This is a genomic window from Variovorax sp. RKNM96 (assembly GCF_017161115.1).
Lineage (GTDB): Bacteria > Pseudomonadota > Gammaproteobacteria > Burkholderiales > Burkholderiaceae_C > Variovorax.
The window spans coordinates 4,299,533-4,320,762 of the sequence record NZ_CP046508.1; the positions used below are offsets into that span (position 1 = coordinate 4,299,533).

Consider the following 21,230-nt stretch of genomic DNA (forward strand, 5'->3'; position numbering starts at 1 on the left):
TCTCCTGCGATGAGCAGCAGCCTCTTCGATTCGATCGCAGCGCCCACGCTCGAGCACTTCGCCGACCTGCGCGTGGAAGTGGGCGTGCCGCAGGTGCTCGGCCAGAGCGCACGCGGACTGCGGCGGGTGGTGCCCATCACGGGCGGCGAGGCGTCGGGCCACGGCTGGCACGCACGCGTGCTGCCGGGCGGCAGCGACTTCCAGTTGATCGTGAGCGACACGCTCTCCGAACTCGACGCGCGCTACGGCCTGGAGACCGATGCGGGCGACCTGATCTACGTGCAGAACCACGCGGTGCGCTCGGCCGCGCCGGAGGTGATGGCGAAGCTGCTGCGCGGCGAGGCGGTCGATCCGGCAGAGGTCTACTTCCGCTGCAATCCGCGTTTCGAGACGTCCTCGGCGGCGCTGCGATGGATCAACGAGCGCATGTTCGTCGGTGCCGGTGTCAGGCACCCGGCCGAAGTCGTGATGCGTTTTTTCGCGCTCGCCTAGCCGTCGACCGGGTTCAGCGGCGTCGCGAGAATCCGCTGGTAGAACGCCACATCGAGCCAGCGGCCGAACTTGAAGCCGGCTTGCCGCACCGTGCCCGAGTGCTCGAACCCCAGCCGCTCGTGCAGGCCGATGCTGCCCGCGTTCGCGGCGTCGATCGCACCGACCATCACATGCACATCCCGCGCGATCGCCTCGGCAATGATCGCCTCCATGAGCGTGCGCCCCAGCCCCGCGCCCCGATGGCCGGCCTCGACGTACACCGAGTGCTCGACCGTGTACTTGTAGGCCGGAAAGGCACGGAAGGTGCCGTAGCTCGCAAAGCCCAGCAGCTTGCCGTTCTGGTCCTCCGCACCGATCACCGGGAAGCCGTTGGCGCGCTTGGTGGCGAACCACGCGACCATGTTCTCGGGCGTGCGCGGCTTGTAGTCGTACAGGGCGGTGGAGGTGACGATGGCGTCGTTGAGGATGGCGAGGATGGCGCCGGCGTGGGCGTCCTCGGTGCAGGTGATGAGGCGCATGGTGCTTCTTTGTCGTTCAATATAGGAGAATAATAATCTCATATGAGAAACGAATCACCCCTTTCAGGCGAATCCGCCGGCCACATCGACGCCCTCATCGCGACCCGGCTGCTGGCGCTGCGCCAAGCCAAGGGGCTCAGCTTGGCCGAGCTGGCTGAGCTCTCGGGTGTCAGCAAGGCCATGATCTCGAAGGTGGAACGTGCGCAGAGCAGCCCTACGGCCATGCTGCTGGGCCGGCTGGCGGCGGGACTTGGCGTGTCGCTGGCACAGTTGCTCACCGAGGAAAAAGAAGGCCCGCAGCGGCTTCGCACGAAGGCCATGCAGGAAGTCTGGCGCGATCCCGAAGCGGGCTATCTGCGCCGCCAGGTCGCCGAGCGCGGCACGACGGGCAGCGGGGTGGAACTGGTCGAGGTCGAGCTGCCGCGTTCGGCGCAGGTCGGCTATCCGCGATGGAGCGGCAAGCCCTATCGCCAATGCCTGTGGATGCTCGAAGGCGCGCTGCAGGTGGATTACGGCGACGAGCGCTTCGAGCTGGCCCCCGGCGATTGCCTCGATTTCGGCGTGGACCGCCCGCTGGTCTTCAAGGCGCTGGGGCGCACGGCCTGCCGGTACCTGCTGGTCGCGTGTCCGGACTAGCCGAACGGTAGGCACGCTCCCACACGCAGAGGCGATTCAGGCCGGTCCGGGCTGGGGGGCTGGTCGGGATACTGCAAGGCATCTCAGCTTCGGAGGAACATGATGTCTTTTGCGCTTTACATGATCGGGTTCCTGATCTTCCTGGGCGGCATCGCCTGGGGTGCTTCAGTGGCCGGCGTTCCCACGCTCTACATCGGCATCGGTGCGCTGATTCTTCTGGGCATCGGTATCTTCAGCGCGGTGGGCCGCACACGCAGCAAGGACCCGTCCTGACACGCTGGCCCGGCATCGAGTTCACATAGCCTTCACGCCGAGCGCACATGGCGTAGCTAACTTCGCTCGCGCACCACACACCGTGGTGCGCGTTGCTTCAGTTAGCTACCCATGCACTCCTCTTCCTGCCTCTTTTCCCCGCTCTCCACCTCATCTACGACGCCCTGTCCCGCGCCGTTCAGCGCGAGCAGCGGCTTCGCCAACACCAAGGTAGACCTGCTCGTCATCGGCGCGAGCTTCGCGGGCCTCGCCTGCGCCCGGGCCGCGGCGCTCGCCGGCCTCAGCGTGATGGTGCTGGAGAAAAAGACCAGCGCCGGCGCCAAGCTCCACACCACCGGCATCATCGTGAAGGACGCGGTCGACAGCGTCCCCTGGTTGGCCGAAGTGCCACCCGCACTGGTGCGGCGCATCGAAGGCGTGCGGCTCTATGCGCCGAACATGCGGCATGTCGACCTGCACGCACCCGGCTACTGGTTCTGGGCCACCGATGCGCCCGCGCTGCTCGACTGGATGGTGGACTCGGCCCGCGCCTCTGGCGTCGACGTGCGGCTCGGCACGCTCTTCGAGCAGGCGCTCTGGATGAACGACCGGTGGGAAGTCCCCGTGACGCACGGTCCCTGCATCACCGCCACCTACCTTGTCGGCGCCGACGGTCCGCATTCACGCGTCGCCAAGGCGCTGGGCCTCTCGCGCAATACGCGCTTTCTCTACGGCGTCGAACACGAATACCAGGGCGCCCGCATGGCACCCGACCTTCTCCACTGCTTCATCGACCGCCAGCTCGCGCCCGGCTACATCGGCTGGGCGCTCGACGGCGTGGGCGTGAGCCAGATCGGCCTGGCCCGCCGCCTGGGTCACAACGATGCGAACGCGCTGCGGCTCGCCCCGCTGCTCAAGAAGATCGAATCGGTGGTGTCGCCGGGCAATGCGCCGCCGGTGGCCGTGCGCGCGGGAATGATTCCCTGCGGCGGCGTGCTTCCGGTGGTGGCGCGCGAACGGGCATTGCTGGTGGGCGACGCAGCCGGCATGGTGTCGCCGGTCACGGCCGGTGGCATTCACACCGCGCTGCAGCACGGCGAGCGCGCGGGCGAGGCCGTGGCGCGCTTCGTGCGCGGCGAGGTGGGCGATCCGGCGACGTGGTTCGTGCGCAGCTATCCGCGCTTCCTGCTCAAGCGCTCGTTGCGCTGGGCCTTCGACCACTTCCAGAGCGACTGGATGTTCAACCACCTGCTCGGCACGTCGCCGATGCGGCGCATGGCCGAATTGGTCTATTTCCACCGCAAGGGCGGGCCGCTCCCAAAGGATTAGCGACGGATTTCAGAGACTGCGCTGGCGCATCGCCTCGTAGAGGCACACGCCGCTGGCCACCGAGACGTTCAGGCTCTCGACCGCGCCGGCCATCGGGATGCTCACCAGCTCGTCGCAGGTCTTGCGGGTCAGCTGGCGCATGCCCTCGCCTTCGGCGCCCAGCACCAGCGCCAGCGGGCGCTTCAGGTCACTCTGGTAGATCGTGCCCGGCGCGTCGTCGCTCGTGCCCACACACCAGATGCTGCGTTCCTTGAGTTCGTTGAGCGTGCGCGCGAGATTGGTCACCATGAAATACGGCACCGTCTCGGCCGCACCGCTCGCCACCTTGGCCACGGTGGCGTTGATGCCGGCCGCATGGTCCTTGGGGGCGATCACTGCATGGGCGCCGGCGCCATCGGCCACGCGGAGGCACGCGCCGAGGTTGTGCGGGTCGGTCACGCCGTCGAGCACCAGCAGGAGCGGCACGGTGCCGGCCTCTTCGAGGCCTTCGAGCAGTTCGTCCAGCGAATGGATTTGCGCGGTGGGCTCGACCCGCGCAGCCACGCCCTGGTGGCCGTGGCTGCCGCTGAGCTTGGCGATGCGCAGGCTGTCGGCCTCGACCAGCCGCACGCCGGCTTCTTGCGCACGCGCGATGAACTGTTTCATGCGCGCATCGCGCCGGCTGGCGTCGAACAGAACCTCGAGCACCGATTTCGGCGCGGTCTTGATTCGCACGCCCACGGCATGGAAGCCGAAGATCACTTTGGGGGAAGACATCCCTCGATTATCCCTACCCCGGGATTTGCCTCTCAGGCGATCGGCAGGCCGCTGAGCGCACGCGTGCGCTCGTCGTGCAGTTCCTGCACCGCCTGCGCGTTCGGATGCACCCGCCCTGTGTTGCCGACGCTCTCCAGGTACTGGCAGGCCGCGTGGCCTTCGGCAGCCTTCTCGTACTGCGCGATCCAGGCGTCGCGTGCGGGCAGCTTCTCGGGCAACACGGGCCAGACACCCGGCTGCGGCCGCATGTGCTCGCCGATGCCGATGCGCCAGGGCTTGGCGCTCACGCGGGCGCGAAAGCAGTTCTGGTTGCGGCACATGCGCGCGTAGACCTTGTCCACGCCCAGCGCCTGGAAGCAGTCGGCCACTTTCATGTCGGCCGGGCTGAAGACATCGTGCATCGCCAGCAGGCGGAAGCCCGCGGGCGTGCGGTACACCCGCAGGTGCCAGTCGGGATGCTGGTGCATGAAGCGCCCGATGCGCTCGGCCGCGCGCTTCTCGGGCGCGGGGTTCGTGCTGGCCTCCCCGCGCTTCTTGGCCAAGCCGATGCGGTAGGCCACGATGAAGACCACGATGGCGGCGATCAGCCCGCCCACCCAGGTCTTGGCCGTCCATCCGCCGACGATGCCCGCGATGAGCGCCGGCACCAGTGCAAAGCCGAACACGCTGGTGCGAAGGGGTTCGTCGAAGTCGATGTCGACGAACATCACATCGGGCGTGTTGAGGCAGCGCGCACCGTAGCCGTTGCGGGTGATGACGCTCTCGCCCTGCCGCTCGACGATTTCCTCGCGGATCGGCACGCCGTCGGCGCCGTTGTAGGCCAGCTTGCGCTCGCGGCGCTCGAGTTTCTCGCCGCTCATGATGCGGTCGAAGGCCTCGCGGGTGCGCTGGTCGGCATGCGCCTGTGCGGCCAGCGGGCTGTCGTCGGACCAGCCGTAGCGCCGCACGGTGATCTGCTTGCCGGCCGTGCGCTCCTGGATGCGGCCCTCGGCCCAGAACTGGGGAACGATCATCGCTTCAGGCGCCCTTCACGAAATACAGCCAGGCCAGCACCACGACCAGCACGACGATGACGATGGGCAGCAACTTGGAGCCCCCTTGCGACACCCGCCCCGGCTCGGCCATCGGATTCGTCGGAATGCCCGACGGCAGATGCCCGAAATCGCCGGCCGCCGGGTTCTGGTGGTTCTCGACCAACTGCTTGGCCTCGGCCAGGCCAAGGCCCGTGGCTTCGCGCGTGAGGCGGACGGCCTCGATCTTGTTGCCCTTGGCCAGGGCCGTGAGCGCGGCCGACGGCACCGCGACAGGCCCGTTGCCCTGCATGCCCGCGCCCTCGGGTTCTCCGCGGCCCCAGTCGCCCTCCTGCCAGTCCGCCGGCGCTCCTTCGCCGTTGGCGTAGCGCTCGACGGCTTCCTTGGCCGACTTGAGGTCCAGGCCGGTCTTGTCGCGCACGATCTTGATCGCCTCGATCAGGCTGCCGCGCTGCAATGCCGCGATGGCTTCGGGTGGAAGCTTGTCCATGGACCTCTCCTCGGTTCGTTGTTGTTGCCGTCTCTTCGCTGCGTCTTCGAGGTTCAGGCGGCCTGCTCGACCGTCGAGACAGGCGTTTTCTCGTTGAGCGACACGCGTCCGGCCTCGATGGTGATGCGGCGCTCGCAACGAGACGCGATGCCGCGGTCGTGGGTGACCAGCACCAGCGTCGTGCCGAGCTCTCGGTTGAGGTCGAACATCAGCTTCATCACCTGTTCGCCGGTCGCGAAGTCGAGGCTGCCTGTGGGCTCGTCGGCCAGCAACAGGGCCGGCTGGACCACGAAAGCGCGGGCCAGTGCCACACGCTGCTGTTCGCCGCCCGAGAGCACCTTGGGGTAGTGGCCCAGGCGCTGCCCAAGGCCGACGCGGCCGAGCATCTCGGTGGCGGCCTTGCGTGCGTCCTTCCGGTTGGCCAGCTCCAGCGGCAGCATCACGTTTTCGAGCGCGCTCAGGTTACCCAGCAGCTGGAAGCTCTGGAACACGAAGCCCACGCGCTGTGCGCGCAGGGCGGCGCGTTCGTCCTCGTCGATGGCGAAGATGTCGTCACCCGCGAGCTTGACCGTGCCGCGCGTGGGCGTATCGAGCCCCGCGATGATCGACAGCAAGGTGCTCTTGCCGGAGCCCGAGGCGCCGACGATGGCGGCGGTTTCCCGCGCGCCGAGGGTGAAATCGATGTCCTGCAGAATGTCCAGCGTGCCGGTCGAATCGGTGACGGACTTGAAGACATGCTCGACGGCGACAATGGCATCAGACGGGGGTTGGGACATGGAAAGGCTTTGGTTTTGAATCGACGTGACTTTATCTTGACCACCGCCGCGCTAGGCAGCGCGGGGGCATGGACGGCCGCGGCGCAGGCCCAGGCCACCAACGCGGCCGGCAAACCGGTCATCCTGGTGCTGGGCGATTCGCTGAGCGCAGAGTACGGCTTGAAGCGCGGCGAAGGCTGGGTACCCTTGCTGGAAAAAAGGCTTGCCCAGCAGAAGATCGCGGCCACCGTGGTCAACGCCAGCATCAGCGGCGACACCAGCTCCGGCGGACGCGCCCGCTTTCCCGCCCTGCTCGCGCAGCACAAGCCCAGCCATGTGGTGGTGGAGCTGGGCGCCAACGACGCGCTGCGGGGCCTGCCGCTCTCGGACACCGAGAGCAACCTGCTGCAGATCACCAAGGCCGCGCAGGCCGCGGGCGCCAAGGTGCTGATCGTCGGCATCCAGGTGCCGCCGAACTACGGCGGCGACTACACGCGGCGCTTCGAGGCGGTGTTCTCCAAGGTGGCGAACGCGACCAAGTCGGCGCTCGTGCCCTTCCTGCTCAAGGGCGTGGCCGATGCGCCCGATGCGCTCTCGTTGTTCCAGGCCGACCGCATCCACCCGACGGCCGTGGCGCAGCCGCAGTTGCTCGACAACGTCTGGCCCGAACTGCGCAAGCTGCTGCCCAAGTAAGGCCGGCGGCGCACAAGAAAAAAACCGCCGCAGGCGCAGGCCTGCGGCGGTTTTTCGATGGGGACGCCAGGAGCGGATCAACCGTTCTTGGTGGGCAACTCAGGCACCGTGGGGGGATCGCGTTCGAGCGATGCCACGTCGGTTTCCGGGTCTCCGGGGGCCAGTCCGTCGCTGCTCGGGCTGAGTTTGCGATTCGCCTTTTCCCGAAGCTTTTCTTCCTTTTTCTTCTTCTTGGCCAGCTCTTTCTGGCGCTTCTCGTAGCCGTAATTTGGTGTTGCCACTGCTTCTCCTTGAGGCGAGACAGTCACGGTGACTGTGCGTCGCCTACTGTAAGCGATAACGGTGCAGTCTCAAGGCGTGGCGCCGGGTGCGGTTTCGAACTCGAACACACCTTGCAAACCGGGGTAGCGCTGGTGCATGAACCAGCCCATCGCGCCCGCACCGGCCACCATGGCGAGGACGATCGCGACCACCATCCACCACATGTGTTCGCCCGGCGGCCAGAGGAAGATCACGGCCAGCACCGGCACCAGCCCGCCGAGGGACGACAGCCACATCCAGCGTCTCGGGGCGAGCATCGGCTCCCAGGTTTGCGGGTCGATGCCGGCATCGATGAACACCTCGGCGTCGAAGCGCAGGCGCGGCCGGGGCTGGGTCGCCAGATGCAGCAACAGCGCGCGCAGAAGCGCCGCCCGGTTGCGAAAGCGAAGGACGCGGCCGGTGTCGATGGTCAGCGCCAGCGGCAGCCGGATCTCCCTGGATTCGCCACCCTTCGCCGCCTGCTGGAACACCAGTCGCTTGACGATGGCTTCGCTCGATACGAACTCGGTCTTCACGTCATGGAAACCCAGGCGCGCACGGCACACCTCGCGCCATGCCACGGCCTGTGGTGACGCCGGATCGCCCCAACGCATGCCTTGCGCATCGATCCGCAGCATCATCCCCTCGCGCACCCGCGCCAACTGGCGCAGCAGGTACCAGATGCCGCCACCCAGCAGCCCGAACAACGCCAGTCCGAGGAGCACGAGGATCGCCTCGTTGCCGCGCGCATTGGACCAGTCGTCCTGCAGCACGGCAGCGGTCGCGAGCCCCACAGCGATCAGCGCGAAAAATGCCACGAAGCCACCGAGGAAGAGCCGCGTGCCGCGCAGGTCCGGCACGCCGTCCATCGGGCCGGACCGTGCGAGCGCTTCCAGCACATGCGCGGGCACGGTCAGTACCCGCGGCACAACGACCTGTGACGCGGGCGGCGTCGCCTCGCGCGCGACAGGCGTCGCGGCGGACTGGCTCTTGCGATGTTTTCTGCCCACTGCGCGCAGTGGGCCCTACATCTGCACCAGCGCCTGCTGCAGGTCGGCACGCAGGTCGTCGACGTCTTCCAGCCCGACCGAAAAGCGCACGAGCGTGCCCTTGTAGGGCCAGCGCGCCACGCTCGCATCGCGCATCAGGCCGATGTCGTAGGGCACCACCAGGCTGATCGGCCCGCCCCATGAATAGCCGAGACGAAAGAGCTTCAGGCTGTCGCAGAAGCGGTCGACCTGCTCGGCGCTGTAGCGCTCGTCGAACACCACCGAGAACAGGCCCGCGGCCAGGTCGGTGGCGCCGCACAGCGCGCGCCAGTTGGCGTGGCCGGGCGAGTCTTCCAGCGCCGGATGCAGCACCTGCGCGATTTCCTCGCAGCCATTGAGCCAACCCGCCAGTTCGCGCGCCGCGCGGTCGTGCGCGGCATAGCGCAGGCCGATGCTCGGCAGGGAGCGCAGCAGCGTTTCCACGTCTCCCACGCCGATGCCGAAACCGATGCGCATGTGCGCCAGTTTGAGCGCGCGGTGCAGCCGCTCGTCGTTGGTGACCACGCTGCCCATCAACACATCGCCGCCACCGCTCGGGTACTTGGTGAGCGCGTGCACCGAGATGTCGACGCCCTGCCCCGTGCCGTTGAAGTCGAAGGGCGCGAAGGCCAAGCCGGCGCCCCAGGTGTTGTCCAGCGCGGTCACTACGCCGCGCGCGCGGCAGACGTCCACGAGCGCGGGCAGGTTCGGAAACTCCATCGTGACCGAGCCCGCCGCCTCGACCCACACCAGCCGCGTACGGTGCGAGATCTTGGCCTCCAGGTCGGCCGGGTTCATCGCGTCGTACAGGCGATGGGTAATGCCGAAGTTGGCCAGCTCGCCGGTGGCCAGCGCCTTGTTGGGGCCATAGGCGTTGTCGGGAATCAGCACCTCGTCGCCGGTCTTCAGGAGGGCGAACGAGACCAGCGAGATGGCCGCCAGGCCGCTGGGCACCAGCAGGCACTCGGTGCCGCCTTCGAGCGTGGACAGGCGCTCCTCGAGCGTGAAGGTGGTGGGCGTGCCGTGCAGGCCGTAGGTGTAGCCGGCCTTGGTCTTCCAGTCGCGCGCGCGCATGGCGGCCACGTCGGCGAAGAACACGGTCGATGCCTTGAACACGCCGGGCTGCGGCGCGGCGAAATTGGCGGGCGGGGTGTAGGGATGGTGAATCAGGGTGGTCGAAGGCTTGCTCATGTGTCGATGCTAGCGCGCCCGTCACATGCGGGGAAAGCGGACGCCCTAGACTCGCGGCCTCGCGCTTGCGCACCACGCCCCACAACCCTTCCAGGAGCCCGCCGATGCCGATCACGAACCCTCAGTTGCAGAACCACCCGTTCCTCGAGGAGATGTACCGCGACGCGTATTTCCCCGACTTCCTGGTCGACAAGTGCAAGCAGATCCTGGTCGACCTCTGCGAGGCGATCGAGGCGAAAAAGCCTTCGGACAATGCCGGCTTGCTGAAGCTCACCCATGCCGCCACGGATCGGTTTAACGACCTGATCGAGGAATTCGAAGAGAACGACAGCGAACTGGAAACAGGTGCTCGCGAAGCCATCGCCGCGGACTTCGACACCATCGTCAAGGCCTATGGGTTCGATGTCGATATCGAGGAAGTGATCGCTACGCGCGACTGGTAGGCCTGGATTCCGCAGCACGGGGGTTCCGTCACACAATGCGCCGATCGTGCAGTTGACGCGCCCTCCACCCCCTCACTTGCAGCCCTTCGTGAAGCTGCTGTGGGCTTCATCGCCCGATGGCGTGCCGACCGAACGGCCGGGCGCGCGCGAGCATGTGCTGCCCACCGGCGGGATGCACCTGGTGTTCCGCCTTTCGGGTCCGCCGCTGAAGTTGTTCGGCGGCCCCGACGACATGCGCGGCCAGACCTGCGACTACGCGATCGTCGGCGGCGCACGTGCCGCCTCCTACATGCGCGACGTTTCGGTGGCGACGCGCTCCGTCGGCGCGCAGTTGCAGCCCGGCGCCGCGCGGGCCCTGCTCGGTGCGCCCGAGGACGCACTGGCCAGCCAGCACACGCCGCTGGACGCGCTGTGGGGCGCGCGGCAGACCGATGCCGCGCTCGAACAGGTCCATGCGGCGGGCGGCCTCGAACGACAGCTGGCAGTCTTCGAAGCCCTGCTCACCCAGCGTGTCATCGACTCGCTCAGTGCCGGCTTGCGTGGCCTGCACCCAGCCATCGCCTCGACGCTCGGACCGCTTGCGCGCGAGAACCCGTCGATCGCCGGACTGGTGACACGCAGCGGCTACAGCCACCGCCGCTTCATTGCGCTCTTTCGCAGCGCCATCGGCCTCAGCCCCAAGGAGTACGCGCGCGTGATGCGTTTCGACCGCGCGCTGACGCTGGCCGCCGACCCGGCGCAAAGCTGGGCCGAGATCGCGCTCACCGCCGGCTACAGCGACCAGGCGCACCTGAGCCGCGAGTTCTCGGCGCTGGCGGGCATGTCGCCGCAGGCGTGGCGGCGGACCGGAGCCACCTCGCCGCGGCATGTGCCGGCGGACACGACAACAGGTCAAATTCGTTCAAGACGCTAGCGGCACGGCGGCCCAGAATCGGCGCCACGACAACGGCTTCTCCCTCGAAAGGCAATCCATCATGGCGATCCACGAACTGTTCCCGTACCTCTGCGTCGACGATGCCGGCGCAGCCATCGACTTCTATTGCGAGGTCTTCGAGGTGAAGGAGATCTTCCGCCTCACCGAGCCCAGCGGACGCATCGGCCATGCGGAGCTGGATTTCCACAACGACGCGATCCTGATGATTTCGGACGAGTTCGCCGAGTTCAACATCCGCAGCGCCAAGACGCTGGGCGGCAGCGCGGTGACGCTGCACCTGCATGTGGACGATGCGGATGCGGTGGTGGCGCGGGCCGTGGCGGCCGGCGCGACGCTCGACATGGCGCCGCAGGACCAGTTCTACGGTGAGCGCTCCGGGGTTTTTCGTGACCCCTTCGGGCACCGCTGGAACGTGGGGCACAGCATCGAAAAACTGACGCCGGAAGAGATGCAGCGACGCTATACGGCGATGCTCACTTCCGGCGACGGGTCGTGCCAGAGCTGATCAGACCGACCACTTCTCGAGCAGCTTCTCGGCGCCGAGCGAGTCGTAGCCCTCGAAGGGCTGGTGGATCCAGGGATTGGTCGCCAGGTACTCCACCGAATAGTCGGGCGTGAAGGTCGACAGCGCCTTGGTCCAGATCACCGCGCTGCGCAGCTCGGTGATGGGCTTGTAGTTGTTGCGCAGCATGTCCATCACGGCGTGCAGCGTGTGGCCCGAGTCGGCCAGGTCGTCCACCAGCAGCACCTTGCCGGCGATCTCGCCCTTGGGCGTGGTGATGAAGCGGGCGATGTCCAGGTGGCCCTGCACCGTGCCGGCATCGGCGCGGTAGGAGCTGGTCGACATGATCGCCAGCGGCTTGTCGAAGATGCGCGAGAGCACGTCGCCCGGACGCATGCCGCCGCGCGCGAGACACAGGATCGTGTCGAACTCCCAGCCCGACTGGTGCACCTTGATCGCGAGCTTCTCGATCAGGTTGTGATACTCGTCGTAGCTGACGTAGAGATGTTTGCCGTCTTCGGTCAACATGGGTCTTTGTTCCTCTTTCAGTCGGCCAGGTAGGGGTGACGCATCATGATCGTGTGGTCGCGATCCGGGCTCGTGGACACCATGTGGATCGGCACACCGGTGATCTGCTCGATGCGCTGCAGATAGAGGCGCGCATTGACCGGCAGCTTGTCGTACTGCGTGACGCCCACGGTGCTTTCGCTCCAGCCTTCGAGGGTTTCGTAGATCGGCGTGCAGCGTTCGATTTCGTCCGCGCCCATCGGCAGGATGTCGGTGGTTTCGCCGTCGAGCTCATAGCCGGTGCACAGCTCGAGCTTCTCGAGGCCGTCGAGCACGTCGAGCTTGGTGATGCACAGTCCCGAGAGTCCATTGACCTGCGCCGAGCGCTTGAGCAGCGCGGCGTCGAACCAGCCGCAACGGCGGCTGCGGCCGGTGGTCACGCCCTTTTCGGCGCCCACGGTGCTCATGTGATAGCCGGGCGTGCCGGGCGTGGCCCAGTCGAGTTCGGTGGGGAACGGGCCGCCGCCGACGCGCGTGCAGTAGGCCTTCGTGATGCCCAGGATGTAGTGCAGCATGCCCGGCCCCACGCCCGAACCGGCGGCGGCGTTGCCGGCCACGCAGTTGCTGGAGGTGACGTACGGATAGGTGCCGTGGTCGACGTCGAGCAGCGTGCCCTGCGCGCCTTCGAACAGCAGGTTGGCACCGGCCTTGTGGGCGTCGTTCAGTTCGCGCGACACGTCGGCCATCATTGGCTTGAGCAGCACGGCGTGGCGCATGGCTTCGTCGAAGACCGTGTCGAAATCGACGGCCGGTGCGCCCAGCACCTGCGTCAGCACATGGTTGTGCAGGTCGAGCAGCACACGCAGCTTGGTGGCGAAGCGCTCGGGGTGCTTCAGGTCCTGCACGCGCAGCGCGCGACGAGCGATCTTGTCTTCGTAGGCCGGACCGATGCCGCGGCCGGTGGTGCCGATCTTCTCGACGCCGCCCTTCTCGCGGTAGGCCTCGCGCGCGATGTCCAGCGCGGCGTGGAACGGCAGGATCAGCGGGCAGGCCTCGCTGATGCGCAGGCGCGAGCGCACTTCGACGCCGGCTTTCTCTAGGCCTTCGATCTCCTCGAAGAGCTTGGCGGCCGACAGCACCACGCCGTTGCCGATGTAGCACTTGACGCCGGGCCGCATGATGCCGCTCGGGATCAGGTGCAGCGCGGTCTTCACGCCGTTGATGACCAGCGTGTGGCCCGCGTTGTGGCCGCCCTGGAAGCGGACCACGCCCTGGGCGCTCTCCGTCAGCCAGTCGACCAGCTTGCCCTTGCCTTCATCGCCCCACTGGGTGCCGACGACGACCACGTTTCTTCCGGTGGTTACGCTCATGCTCGTTCCATTGCTTAAAAATTCAGATCGCTCGGACACTCCACTGGCCGGCTTGCTCGACAAGCTCGCGGTCGCAATGGAATTCATCGATTTCGCTGCCGTGTCCCGGCAGCACACAGACAACCGTTTCACCGGCCTTGCGCAGTTGGGCGATGGCCTGGCGCAGGCCCGCCGCGTCACTCCAGGGCGCGCGAATGGCAGCGCGCAGCGGGCGCGCCGGCAGCACGCCGACCAGCTCGCGCACGTCCAGGCTGAAGCCGACGGCCGGGCGGTTGCGGCCGAATACGGCCCCCACCTCGTCGTAGCGACCGCCACGCACCAGTGAATCGGCGGCGCCCGGCACGTAGATGCCGAAGCGCATGCCGCTGTAGTAGGCGTAGCCGCGCAGGTCGGCCAGGTCGAAGCTGATCTCGCGCCCTGCGGTACCGTTCAGGCCGGCAGCGAGCTGCTTCAGATCGGCCAACGCTGCGGCTACGGCCGGTGTGCCCTTCAGCGCCTTGGCGGCCTCGTCGAGCACCGCCGCGTCGCCGTACAGCTGGACCAGCGCGCGCAGCCCGTCGCGCGAAGCGGCCGGGAAATCCTTGGTGAGCACATGCAGCTCGCTCGCGTCCTTGGCGGCCAGCGCAGCATGCACGCGGGCGAGCGCAGCCGCATCGACCGGCACGCCAGCGAACAGCGCACGCACGATGCGCGCATCGGCCAGGTCGACGATCACGCCATCGCGCAGGCCGGCAGCGTCGAGGCAGTCGAGCGCCAGCAAGAGCGTTTCAGTGTCGGCTTCGAGGCCGGCATGGCCATAGATCTCGGCGCCGAACTGCAGCGGCTCGCGCGTCGCATGCGGGCGGTCGGGCCGGGTATGGAGCACCGGGCCGCAATAGCAGAGGCGCGCCACGCCGTCGCGGTTCAGCAGGTGGGCATCGATGCGTGCCACCTGGGGGGTGGTGTCGGCGCGAAGGCCCATGCTGCGGCCGGAAAGCTGGTCGACGAGCTTGAAGGTTTGGAGGTCGAGCGCCTCGCCGGTGCCCGAAAGCAGCGATTCGAGGTGCTCGAGCAGCGGCGGCATCACCAGCTCGTAGCCATAGCCACGGGCGGTATCGAGCAGCTGGCGTCGAAGTTCTTCGATGTGGCGCGCCTCGGAAGGCAGCACATCGGCAATGTGATCCGGGAGGACCCAGGCGGACATGGGGATCGGGGGCGTGGTTAAACCGGGATTCTACCGGGACCGCGCTACGCCAAAACCCAAAGGAGGACCAAACCCAGCAAGATGCTGCAAAGACCGAAGAATCGAAGCTGCCCGTCTCGCAGCTGCATCAGCTGCCCGAAGCCCCGTCGCCACCCTCCCGGCGACACGAAGGGCAGGATGCCTTCGATCACCAGGACGAGCGCCAGCGCGCTCCAGAAGGTCTCGGCGCTCACGAAGCCCCGGAGCGGATCAACGGCGCGGTGCGTTGCCCGCCGAGCCGGAGCCCTGCATGGCGCGGAAGAAGTCGGACGACGGATCGACCACCAGCACGTCGCTCTTCTTGTTGAAGCTCTGCTTGTAGGCCTCGAGGCTGCGATAGAACTGGGCGAACTGCGGGTCGCGGCCGAAGGCCTCGCTGTAGGAAGCCGCAGCCTGGGCATCGCCCTCGCCCTTGATCTTCTGGGCGTCGCGATAGGCGTTCGCCACGATCACTTCGCGCTGGCGGTCGGCATCGGCGCGGATCTTTTCGCCTTCGGCCGTACCGGTCGAGCGCAGTTCGTTGGCCACGCGCTTGCGCTCGGCTTCCATGCGGCGGTAGACCGATTCGGTGATTGCTTCCACGTAGTCCACACGGGTGATCCGCACGTCGACCACGTCCACGCCCCAGGGCTTGGCGCCCTTCACCACGGCCAGCACTTCGCGCTGCACGTCGGCCATGAGGGCCTCGCGACGCACCGAGATCAGGTCGCGCACGGTGCGCTTGTTGATGTTTTCCTGGAACGCATTGCGCACCACGCGATTGAGCTGCATGGCACCCGCGTTCTCGTCGAGGCCGACGTTGCGGATGTAGGCCTGCGGATCGCTGATGCGCCAGCGCACATACCAGTCGATCACCACGCGCTGCTTTTCAGCCGTGAGCATGGGTTCGGTGTCGATGCTCGACAGCGTCAAGAGGCGCTTGTCGATGTACGACACGTTCTGGAACGGCGGCGGCAACTTGAAGTTGAGGCCGGGCTCGGTGATGACGCTCTTGATCTGGCCGAGGGCGTAGACCACGCCGAACTGGCGCTGGTCGACCACGAAAAGGGTCGAGCTCAGCAGCACGAGCAAGACGAGGATCGACGAGGCGATGAATCCGATTCTGTTCATGTTCTTCTTGGCCTTTATCAACGCACGTCGCGGTCACGCGAACGGCCGTCGCGTGCACGGGTCTCGCCCGTGGGCGGCGCCACCGGGATCACCGACGACTGGGCCGGAGCGGTGCCGGCCACGCTCGGGCTGGCGGCATCCACGGGCGTTGCCGCGGCGCTGTTGCCGCTCATCTGCATGAGCTTGTCGAGCGGCAGGTACAGCAGGTTGGAGCCTTGCTTGGTATCGACGAGCACCTTGGTCGTGCTGGCATAGATCTGCTGCATGGCGTCGGTGTACATGCGGTCGCGGGTGACCTGCGGCGCCTTCTGGTACTCGGCCAGCACCGCGCTGAAGCGGCCGGCATCACCTTGCGCCTGGGCCACGATGCGCGCCTTGTAGGCCTCGGACTCTTCCTTCAGGCGCGACGACGTACCGGTGGCGAGCGGCACCACGTTGTTGGCGTAGGCCTGGGCATCGTTCTTGGTGCGCTCGCGTTCCTGGCCGGCCTTGAGCACATCGTCGAACGCAGCCTGCACCTGCTCGGGGGGACGAACACCGCCTTGCTGCAGGTTGATGCCCACGACTTCGACGCCGATCTTGTAGCGGTCGAGGATGGTCTGCATCAGCGCGCGAACGCGCGGGGCGATCTGGTCGCGCTCTTCGGCGAGCGCGGCGTCCATCTTCATCTTGCCGACCACTTCGCGCACGGAGCTCTCGGCCACCTGCACGATGGTCTCGGACGGCGACTTGCTCTCGTAGAGCCAGGCACGCGCGTCGCTGAGACGGTATTGCACGGCGAACTTGATTTCGACGATGTTCTCGTCTTCGGTCAGCATGGCCGATTCGCGCAGGCCCGTGGAACGCACGATGGCGTCACGGCCCACGTCGGTCGAACGGATCTGCGTGGTCACCACCACCTCATGGCGCTGGATCGGGTATGGCAGGCGCCAGTTAAAGCCGGCGTTCACGGTCGACTTGTAGCGGCCGAACTGCGTGACCACGGCCTGCTGGCCTTCGTTCACGATGAAGAAGCCGGTGCCGAGCCAGATGAGGAGCGCCACGGCAGCCACCAGGCCGAGGCCGAATCCTGCGTTTTTCATGTCGGGTCTGTAGCCGTTGCCGCCACCGCCGCTGTTGCTGCCGTTGGGACGATTGCCGCCGCCGCCCTTGCCGCCACCGAAGAAACCGCCGAGCTTGCGATTGAGGTCGCGCCAGAGTTCATCGAGGTCGGGCGGTCCCTGGTTGGGACCCTGGCCGCGGGGGCGGTTGCCGTTGTTATTGTTGTTGCCCGAAGGCGGGGGCGTCGGTGCGCCCGGAGGATCGGCATCGGGGGGCCGGTTGCCGGCTGGGCGGTCGCCGTTGGAGGACGACGGCTCGTCGCCGCGCCCCCATCGGCCATCGTTTAGATTGAACATGCCCAGAAACCCTCTCCACGCTGGCTTTGCATTCATTCGCTTCGTTCTCTTGTCAGTGGCGGGATTGTGCCCAATCAAAGGGCAGCATCGTGCAATTCAGTGTCGTCCGCAGGGGTCATCGTATCGGCTAAGGAGCCCGATTGCCGGGCCAGCTCGGCGCGCAGCAACGGCACGCCCTCGCCGCTTTTGGCGCTGAGGAAGATGCGGGGGACCTGAACGCCATCGATTTCCATCTCGTCCTGCAGATGCAGTGGACGTTGCGCGCTTTCAAGAGCGTCGAGCTTGTTGAATACCAATAGTTGCGGGACGGCGTCCGCGCCGATCTCGCGCAGGACGGACTGCACCTCGGCCATCTGCTCCGGGTAATGGGGGTTGGAAGCGTCGATCACGTGCAGCAGCAGGTCGGCATCGACCGCCTCCTGCAGCGTGGCCTTGAACGCGTCGACCAGCCCGTGCGGCAGGTCGCGGATGAAGCCGACGGTGTCGGAGATCGACACCTGGCGTTTCGCATCGCCCAGGTAGAGGTTGCGGGTCGTGGTGTCGAGCGTGGCGAAGAGCTGGTCGGCCGCATAGGCGCGCGCCTTGACCAGTGCATTGAAGATCGACGACTTGCCCGCGTTCGTGTAACCCACGAGCGAGATGTTGAAGGTCTCGCGGCGCTCCCGCTGCCGGCGTTGCGTGCTGCGCTGCTTCTGCACCTTGGCCAGGCGCTCGCGCGTGCGTTTGATCGACTCGCTGATCATCCGGCGGTCGAGCTCGATCTGCTTCTCGCCCGGGCCGCCGCGCACACCTGCACCGCCGGTCTGGCGCTCCAGGTGAGACCAGCGGCGAACCAGTCGCGTGCTGAGGTACTGCAGGCGAGCCAGCTCGACCTGCAGCTTGCCTTCGTGCGAACGCGCACGCTGGGCGAAGATTTCGAGAATGAGGAAGGTACGGTCGTAGACAGCGATGTCGAGCTGGCGCTCGAGGTTGCGCTGCTGCGCCGGGCTCAAGGATTGGTCGAAGATGACCTCGCTCGCCTGATGCATGGCGGCGAGCTCCTTGATTTCGTCGGCCTTGCCGCTGCCCACGAACAGCGCCGCATCAGGCGCCTTGCGTTTGCAGGTGAGTCGGGCGACAGGCGTGAGGCCCGCGGTCTGCGCGAGCAGGCCGAGTTCCTCGAGTTCGCTGTCGAAATGGGGCAGCCCAAAGTCGACGCCGACGAGAACGGCGGCGCCTTCCTGGCGGTGGATCAGTTCAGACAAGCGGAATCAGAAAATGGAAAAAGCGCGACGGAGGGGGCTCCGCCGCGCTCCGCGCGATCAGGCTGCGGCGTCGTCGTTCTCGGCAGCCGAGAAGTTGACGGCACGACCCGGCACGATGGTGGAAATGGCGTGCTTGTAGACCATTTGCGTCACTGTGTTGCGGAGCAACACGACGTATTGGTCAAAAGACTCGATCTGGCCCTGCAGCTTGATGCCGTTCACCAAATAAATGGAAACCGGCACATGCTCGCGACGCAGGGTGTTCAGAAACGGGTCTTGCAGAAGTTGCCCTTTATTGCTCACGATATTCTCCGTGTTCAAGAGTAGTTGTTGGAGAGATGACCTTAACACAGGGTTTCTGCGCTGCAGCAATCGGAGCCAAAAGCCTTGAGAAAATAACGGTTCTCAAAAGACGGAACTTCCGTTCCAGCTGCAACTCATCGGCCGCCATCGGTGGCCAAGCACCCCAAAACGCAATTCAGCTGTCCTTGTCCGCAAATGGATTCTGCGAGCTTTTGAACTGGATCCGCAAGGGCGTTCCCACCAGGTCGAATTCCTTGCGGAAGCGCCCTTCCAGGAATCGCTTGTACGCGTCGGTGACGTGCTCCAGCGAATTGCCATGGATGATGATCACCGGTGGATTCATGCCCCCCTGGTGCGCATAGCGCAGCTTGGGCCGGAACATCCCGCCGCGCTGGGGCGCCTGGAATTGCACCGCCTCCAACAACAGGCGCGTGAGCACCGGCGTCGACATCTTGCGGGTGGCCGACTTGTGGGCCTGCGCAATGGCCTGCCACACCGGACCGAGCCCCTGGCGCTTGATGGCCGAGATGAAATGCAATGACGCAAATTTCAGGAACGGCAACCGGGTCTCGATCTGGCGCTGGATCTGCTCGCGCTGGTAGCTGTCGACCGCATCCCACTTGTTGATGGCGATCACCACCGCGCGGCCGCTCTCCAGGATGTAGCCGGCAATGTGCGCATCCTGGTCGGTCACGCCCTGCGTGGCGTCCAACAACAGCAGCACGACATTGGCCGACTCGATGGCCTGCAGCGTCTTGACCACCGAGAACTTCTCGATCGCCTCGAACACCTTGCCCTTGCGGCGCAGGCCCGCGGTGTCGATCAGCTCGAAGCGCTGGCCGTTGCGCTCGAACGGCACCGAGATGGCGTCGCGCGTGGTGCCCGGCATGTCGAAGGCCACCAGGCGCTCTTCGCCGAGCCAGGTGTTGATCAGCGTGGACTTGCCGACATTGGGCCGACCGGCCACCGCCAGCTTGATCGGCTTGTTGACGTCGTCTTCGTCCGTCTCGTCATCCGGGTCCGGCAGGTTCAGCGGTTCGAGCGCCAACTCGACCAGGTCGCGCATGCCCTGCCCGTGCGCAGCGGACACGCCATGCACGTCGCCGAAGCCCAGTTCGTAGAAATCGACCAGCTTGGTGCCGTCGTGCATGCCTTCGGCCTTGTTGGCGGCCAGCACGCAGGGCTTGCCCAGCCGGCGCAGCTCGTTGGCGATGTCATGGTCCTGCGCCGAGAGGCCTTCGCGGGCATCGACCACGAAGATCACCACGTCGGCCTCGGCCACGGCCTGCCGCGTCTGCTTGGCCATTTCCTTGTAGATGCCGCTGCCGGCATCGGGCTCGAAGCCGCCGGTGTCGATCACGATGAACTCGTGCTTGCCCAGGCGACCATTGCCGTAGTGGCGGTCGCGCGTGAGACCGGCATAGTCGGCGACGATGGCGTCGCGCGTCTGGGTCAGGCGGTTGAAGAGCGTCGACTTGCCGACGTTGGGGCGGCCGACCAGGGCCACGACCGGCTTCATGGCCGGCCTTTCGATGGCGCGGTTTTCATGGTCGGGCCTTGAGAGTGGGAAGAGAAGAAATTATTCAGGGCGATAGCCAAACACGCCGCCCTTGGCGGTCACGACCACGACCGTGTTGCCGGCCAGGACCGGCGCAACGGTGATGGCGGAGCCATCGGGCGTGACACGATTGAGCAGTGCGCCGTCTTCGCGCGAAACGAAATGCAGGGACCCGGTGTCCTCGCCGATGATCAGCGAGCGGCCCACCGCGAGCGGCGAGGTCAGCACACGGTTCTTGAAACGGGTCGATTGCCAGGCGCGTTCGCCGTCGCCGCGGCGCCAGGCCGTGACGCTGCCGTCGGATTCGGTGCCGTAGACAAAGCCTTCGTCGCCGGTGACGCCATCCGCGCCCGAGGCCGGCTTGCTCCAGACCAGCGCGCCGCGCTGGGTCTCGACGCAGCCGACGCTGGCGTAGTAGGCGCGCGCGCAAACGCTGTCGCCGAAACGGCTCGCGCTGCCGGTCAGGTCGACCAGGCGCTCCACGTCGTTGGTGCCGCGCGGTGCCGCGATGGGCGACTCCCAGCGCGAGGTGCCGTTGGCCGGGTTGATGCCGACCAGCCGGCCGCCGATGCCCGCGACCAGGGTGTCGCCCACGGCGATCAGCACGCCCGACTTGCGCAGCACCAGGTTTTCACCCGGGCGCTGCTGCAGCCAGAGGCGGCGGCCGCTCTGGCCGTCCCAGGCGCTGATGCTGCGGTCGGCGGTCTGCACGAACACGCGACGGCCTGCGACCAGCGGCGCGGTGAAGGCCTGGGCCGACAGCTTCTGCTTCCACAGGACCTTGCCGCCTTCGATGGCGACGAGCTCGTTGTTGGTGGTGACGACCGCAGCCATCGAGCCGTCGCTGCCGACGCCTGCCGCCAGCGTGGCGCCCGCGCTCGCGCGCCAGGTTTCACGGCCGGCACGGGCGTCGATGGCCACGATGGTGCCGTCGTTGCCGGCCACGGTCACGATGTCGCCGCTGACGTCAGTGGTGAGCGGGAAGCTCACTTCCGGAATCTTCACGCTCCAGGCCTGGCGCACGCCGAGCAAGGCGGGGTTGGCGGGCAGCTCGACCGGCTTCGGCTTGCTGGTGCCGGAACAGGCGGCCAGCAGCGCTACCAGAACAAGAGCGGAACCTGCGCGCAAGGCGCCCGATTCAGGCATGAGACGCTTGAAATTCATGATGC

General features: G+C 66.7%; 26 protein-coding genes. 8 read left to right on the plus strand and 18 right to left on the minus strand.

All coding sequences use genetic code 11. From position 1 onward, the window contains the following. Positions 1 to 9: 9 nt before the first annotated feature. Positions 10 to 492, plus strand: coding sequence for a DUF3237 domain-containing protein (locus tag GNX71_RS19765; protein ID WP_206173888.1), 483 nt, complete (start codon positions 10 to 12; stop codon positions 490 to 492). On the opposite strand, the gene GNX71_RS19770 is transcribed toward GNX71_RS19765, so the two are convergent. Beyond that, positions 489 to 1,010, minus strand: coding sequence for a GNAT family N-acetyltransferase (locus GNX71_RS19770; protein WP_206173889.1), 522 nt, complete (start codon positions 1,008 to 1,010; stop codon positions 489 to 491). The genes GNX71_RS19765 and GNX71_RS19770 overlap by 4 nt on opposite strands. Before the next feature lie 42 nt (positions 1,011 to 1,052). Between GNX71_RS19770 and GNX71_RS19775 the strand changes: the two genes are divergently transcribed. The 3 genes from GNX71_RS19775 to GNX71_RS19785 all read left to right on the plus strand — a co-directional run bounded on the left by GNX71_RS19775 (position 1,053) and on the right by GNX71_RS19785 (position 3,227). Further along, on the plus strand, positions 1,053 to 1,646 hold the full coding sequence (locus GNX71_RS19775; RefSeq protein WP_206173890.1) for an XRE family transcriptional regulator: 594 nt from the start codon (positions 1,053 to 1,055) through the stop codon (positions 1,644 to 1,646). 102 nt (positions 1,647 to 1,748) lie between these two features. Beyond that, positions 1,749 to 1,919, plus strand: coding sequence for a hypothetical protein (locus GNX71_RS19780; RefSeq protein ID WP_176656803.1), 171 nt, complete (start codon positions 1,749 to 1,751; stop codon positions 1,917 to 1,919). Positions 1,920 to 2,030: 111 nt separating this feature from the next. After that, positions 2,031 to 3,227 carry an NAD(P)/FAD-dependent oxidoreductase gene (locus GNX71_RS19785; RefSeq protein ID WP_206173891.1) on the plus strand — a complete coding sequence of 399 codons (1,197 nt, stop codon included), beginning with the start codon at positions 2,031 to 2,033 and terminating at the stop codon, positions 3,225 to 3,227. A 9-nt stretch (positions 3,228 to 3,236) separates the two neighbouring features. Here the strand turns inward: GNX71_RS19785 and rlmB are convergent, their stop codons facing one another. From rlmB to GNX71_RS19805, 4 genes are read right to left on the minus strand one after another with little or no spacing between them, the layout of a single operon-like run. Next, entirely contained in the window at positions 3,237 to 3,983 is a 747-nt protein-coding gene (rlmB, locus tag GNX71_RS19790; RefSeq protein WP_206173892.1) for a 23S rRNA (guanosine(2251)-2'-O)-methyltransferase RlmB, read from the minus strand. 32 nt (positions 3,984 to 4,015) lie between these two features. Next, positions 4,016 to 4,996 carry a hypothetical protein gene (locus GNX71_RS19795; protein ID WP_206173893.1) on the minus strand — a complete coding sequence of 327 codons (981 nt, stop codon included), beginning with the start codon at positions 4,994 to 4,996 and terminating at the stop codon, positions 4,016 to 4,018. A 4-nt stretch (positions 4,997 to 5,000) separates the two neighbouring features. Then, the gene (locus GNX71_RS19800; protein WP_206173894.1) at positions 5,001 to 5,504 is read right to left on the minus strand and encodes a ribosomal protein L7/L12; all 504 of its coding nucleotides are present in this window, start codon (positions 5,502 to 5,504) and stop codon (positions 5,001 to 5,003) included. Between the two features lie 53 nt (positions 5,505 to 5,557). Further along, positions 5,558 to 6,280 (minus strand): ATP-binding cassette domain-containing protein, encoded by a 723-nt coding sequence (locus GNX71_RS19805; protein WP_042580887.1) that lies wholly within the window; start codon positions 6,278 to 6,280, stop codon positions 5,558 to 5,560. A 36-nt stretch (positions 6,281 to 6,316) separates the two neighbouring features. On the opposite strand from GNX71_RS19805, the gene GNX71_RS19810 reads away from it, so the two are divergent. Beyond that, entirely contained in the window at positions 6,317 to 6,952 is a 636-nt protein-coding gene (locus tag GNX71_RS19810) for an arylesterase (protein WP_206173895.1), read from the plus strand. Between the two features lie 77 nt (positions 6,953 to 7,029). Here GNX71_RS19810 and GNX71_RS19815 read toward each other — a convergent pair whose 3' ends face one another. The 3 genes from GNX71_RS19815 to GNX71_RS19825 all read right to left on the minus strand — a co-directional run bounded on the left by GNX71_RS19815 (position 7,030) and on the right by GNX71_RS19825 (position 9,471). Continuing rightward, complete coding sequence (locus tag GNX71_RS19815) at positions 7,030 to 7,233, minus strand: hypothetical protein (protein WP_055796387.1); 204 nt, start codon at positions 7,231 to 7,233, stop codon at positions 7,030 to 7,032. 69 nt (positions 7,234 to 7,302) lie between these two features. Beyond that, positions 7,303 to 8,262, minus strand: a complete 960-nt coding sequence (locus tag GNX71_RS19820; protein WP_206173896.1) for a hypothetical protein — start codon at positions 8,260 to 8,262, stop codon at positions 7,303 to 7,305. Positions 8,263 to 8,277: 15 nt separating this feature from the next. Next, positions 8,278 to 9,471 (minus strand): PLP-dependent transferase, encoded by a 1,194-nt coding sequence (locus GNX71_RS19825; RefSeq protein ID WP_206173897.1) that lies wholly within the window; start codon positions 9,469 to 9,471, stop codon positions 8,278 to 8,280. A gap of 104 nt (positions 9,472 to 9,575) precedes the next feature. On the opposite strand from GNX71_RS19825, the gene GNX71_RS19830 reads away from it, so the two are divergent. The 3 genes from GNX71_RS19830 to GNX71_RS19840 all read left to right on the plus strand — a co-directional run bounded on the left by GNX71_RS19830 (position 9,576) and on the right by GNX71_RS19840 (position 11,353). Next, positions 9,576 to 9,914 (plus strand): DUF5713 family protein, encoded by a 339-nt coding sequence (locus GNX71_RS19830; RefSeq protein WP_206173898.1) that lies wholly within the window; start codon positions 9,576 to 9,578, stop codon positions 9,912 to 9,914. 46 nt (positions 9,915 to 9,960) lie between these two features. After that, the gene (locus GNX71_RS19835) at positions 9,961 to 10,827 is read left to right on the plus strand and encodes an AraC family transcriptional regulator (protein ID WP_346776853.1); all 867 of its coding nucleotides are present in this window, start codon (positions 9,961 to 9,963) and stop codon (positions 10,825 to 10,827) included. Between the two features lie 61 nt (positions 10,828 to 10,888). Then, positions 10,889 to 11,353: a VOC family protein gene (locus GNX71_RS19840; protein WP_206173899.1), complete on the plus strand. Its 465-nt coding sequence runs from the start codon at positions 10,889 to 10,891 to the stop codon at positions 11,351 to 11,353. Here GNX71_RS19840 and GNX71_RS19845 read toward each other — a convergent pair whose 3' ends face one another. From GNX71_RS19845 to bamB, 10 genes are all read right to left on the minus strand, one after another. Then, positions 11,354 to 11,878, minus strand: a complete 525-nt coding sequence (locus GNX71_RS19845; RefSeq protein WP_013542102.1) for a phosphoribosyltransferase family protein — start codon at positions 11,876 to 11,878, stop codon at positions 11,354 to 11,356. 17 nt (positions 11,879 to 11,895) lie between these two features. Then, positions 11,896 to 13,227 (minus strand): adenylosuccinate synthase, encoded by a 1,332-nt coding sequence (locus tag GNX71_RS19850; RefSeq protein WP_198788585.1) that lies wholly within the window; start codon positions 13,225 to 13,227, stop codon positions 11,896 to 11,898. Positions 13,228 to 13,249: 22 nt separating this feature from the next. Continuing rightward, positions 13,250 to 14,410 carry an ATP phosphoribosyltransferase regulatory subunit gene (locus GNX71_RS19855; protein ID WP_206173900.1) on the minus strand — a complete coding sequence of 387 codons (1,161 nt, stop codon included), beginning with the start codon at positions 14,408 to 14,410 and terminating at the stop codon, positions 13,250 to 13,252. A 44-nt stretch (positions 14,411 to 14,454) separates the two neighbouring features. Continuing rightward, the gene (locus tag GNX71_RS19860) at positions 14,455 to 14,643 is read right to left on the minus strand and encodes a DUF2065 domain-containing protein (RefSeq protein ID WP_013542105.1); all 189 of its coding nucleotides are present in this window, start codon (positions 14,641 to 14,643) and stop codon (positions 14,455 to 14,457) included. Positions 14,644 to 14,659: 16 nt separating this feature from the next. Then, a complete protein-coding gene (gene hflC, locus GNX71_RS19865; protein ID WP_206173901.1) occupies positions 14,660 to 15,559 on the minus strand; it encodes a protease modulator HflC in 900 nt (299 codons plus the stop codon). 17 nt (positions 15,560 to 15,576) lie between these two features. After that, a complete protein-coding gene (gene hflK / locus GNX71_RS19870; protein WP_206173902.1) occupies positions 15,577 to 16,956 on the minus strand; it encodes an FtsH protease activity modulator HflK in 1,380 nt (459 codons plus the stop codon). Between the two features lie 74 nt (positions 16,957 to 17,030). After that, entirely contained in the window at positions 17,031 to 18,200 is a 1,170-nt protein-coding gene (hflX, locus tag GNX71_RS19875) for a GTPase HflX (protein WP_206173903.1), read from the minus strand. Positions 18,201 to 18,257: 57 nt separating this feature from the next. Then, entirely contained in the window at positions 18,258 to 18,521 is a 264-nt protein-coding gene (gene hfq / locus GNX71_RS19880; protein ID WP_018902784.1) for an RNA chaperone Hfq, read from the minus strand. Between the two features lie 157 nt (positions 18,522 to 18,678). Continuing rightward, positions 18,679 to 20,022 (minus strand): ribosome biogenesis GTPase Der, encoded by a 1,344-nt coding sequence (gene der / locus GNX71_RS19885; RefSeq protein ID WP_013542109.1) that lies wholly within the window; start codon positions 20,020 to 20,022, stop codon positions 18,679 to 18,681. A 60-nt stretch (positions 20,023 to 20,082) separates the two neighbouring features. Continuing rightward, positions 20,083 to 21,225 (minus strand): outer membrane protein assembly factor BamB, encoded by a 1,143-nt coding sequence (gene bamB, locus GNX71_RS19890; RefSeq protein WP_206173904.1) that lies wholly within the window; start codon positions 21,223 to 21,225, stop codon positions 20,083 to 20,085. Positions 21,226 to 21,230: the final 5 nt, after the last annotated feature.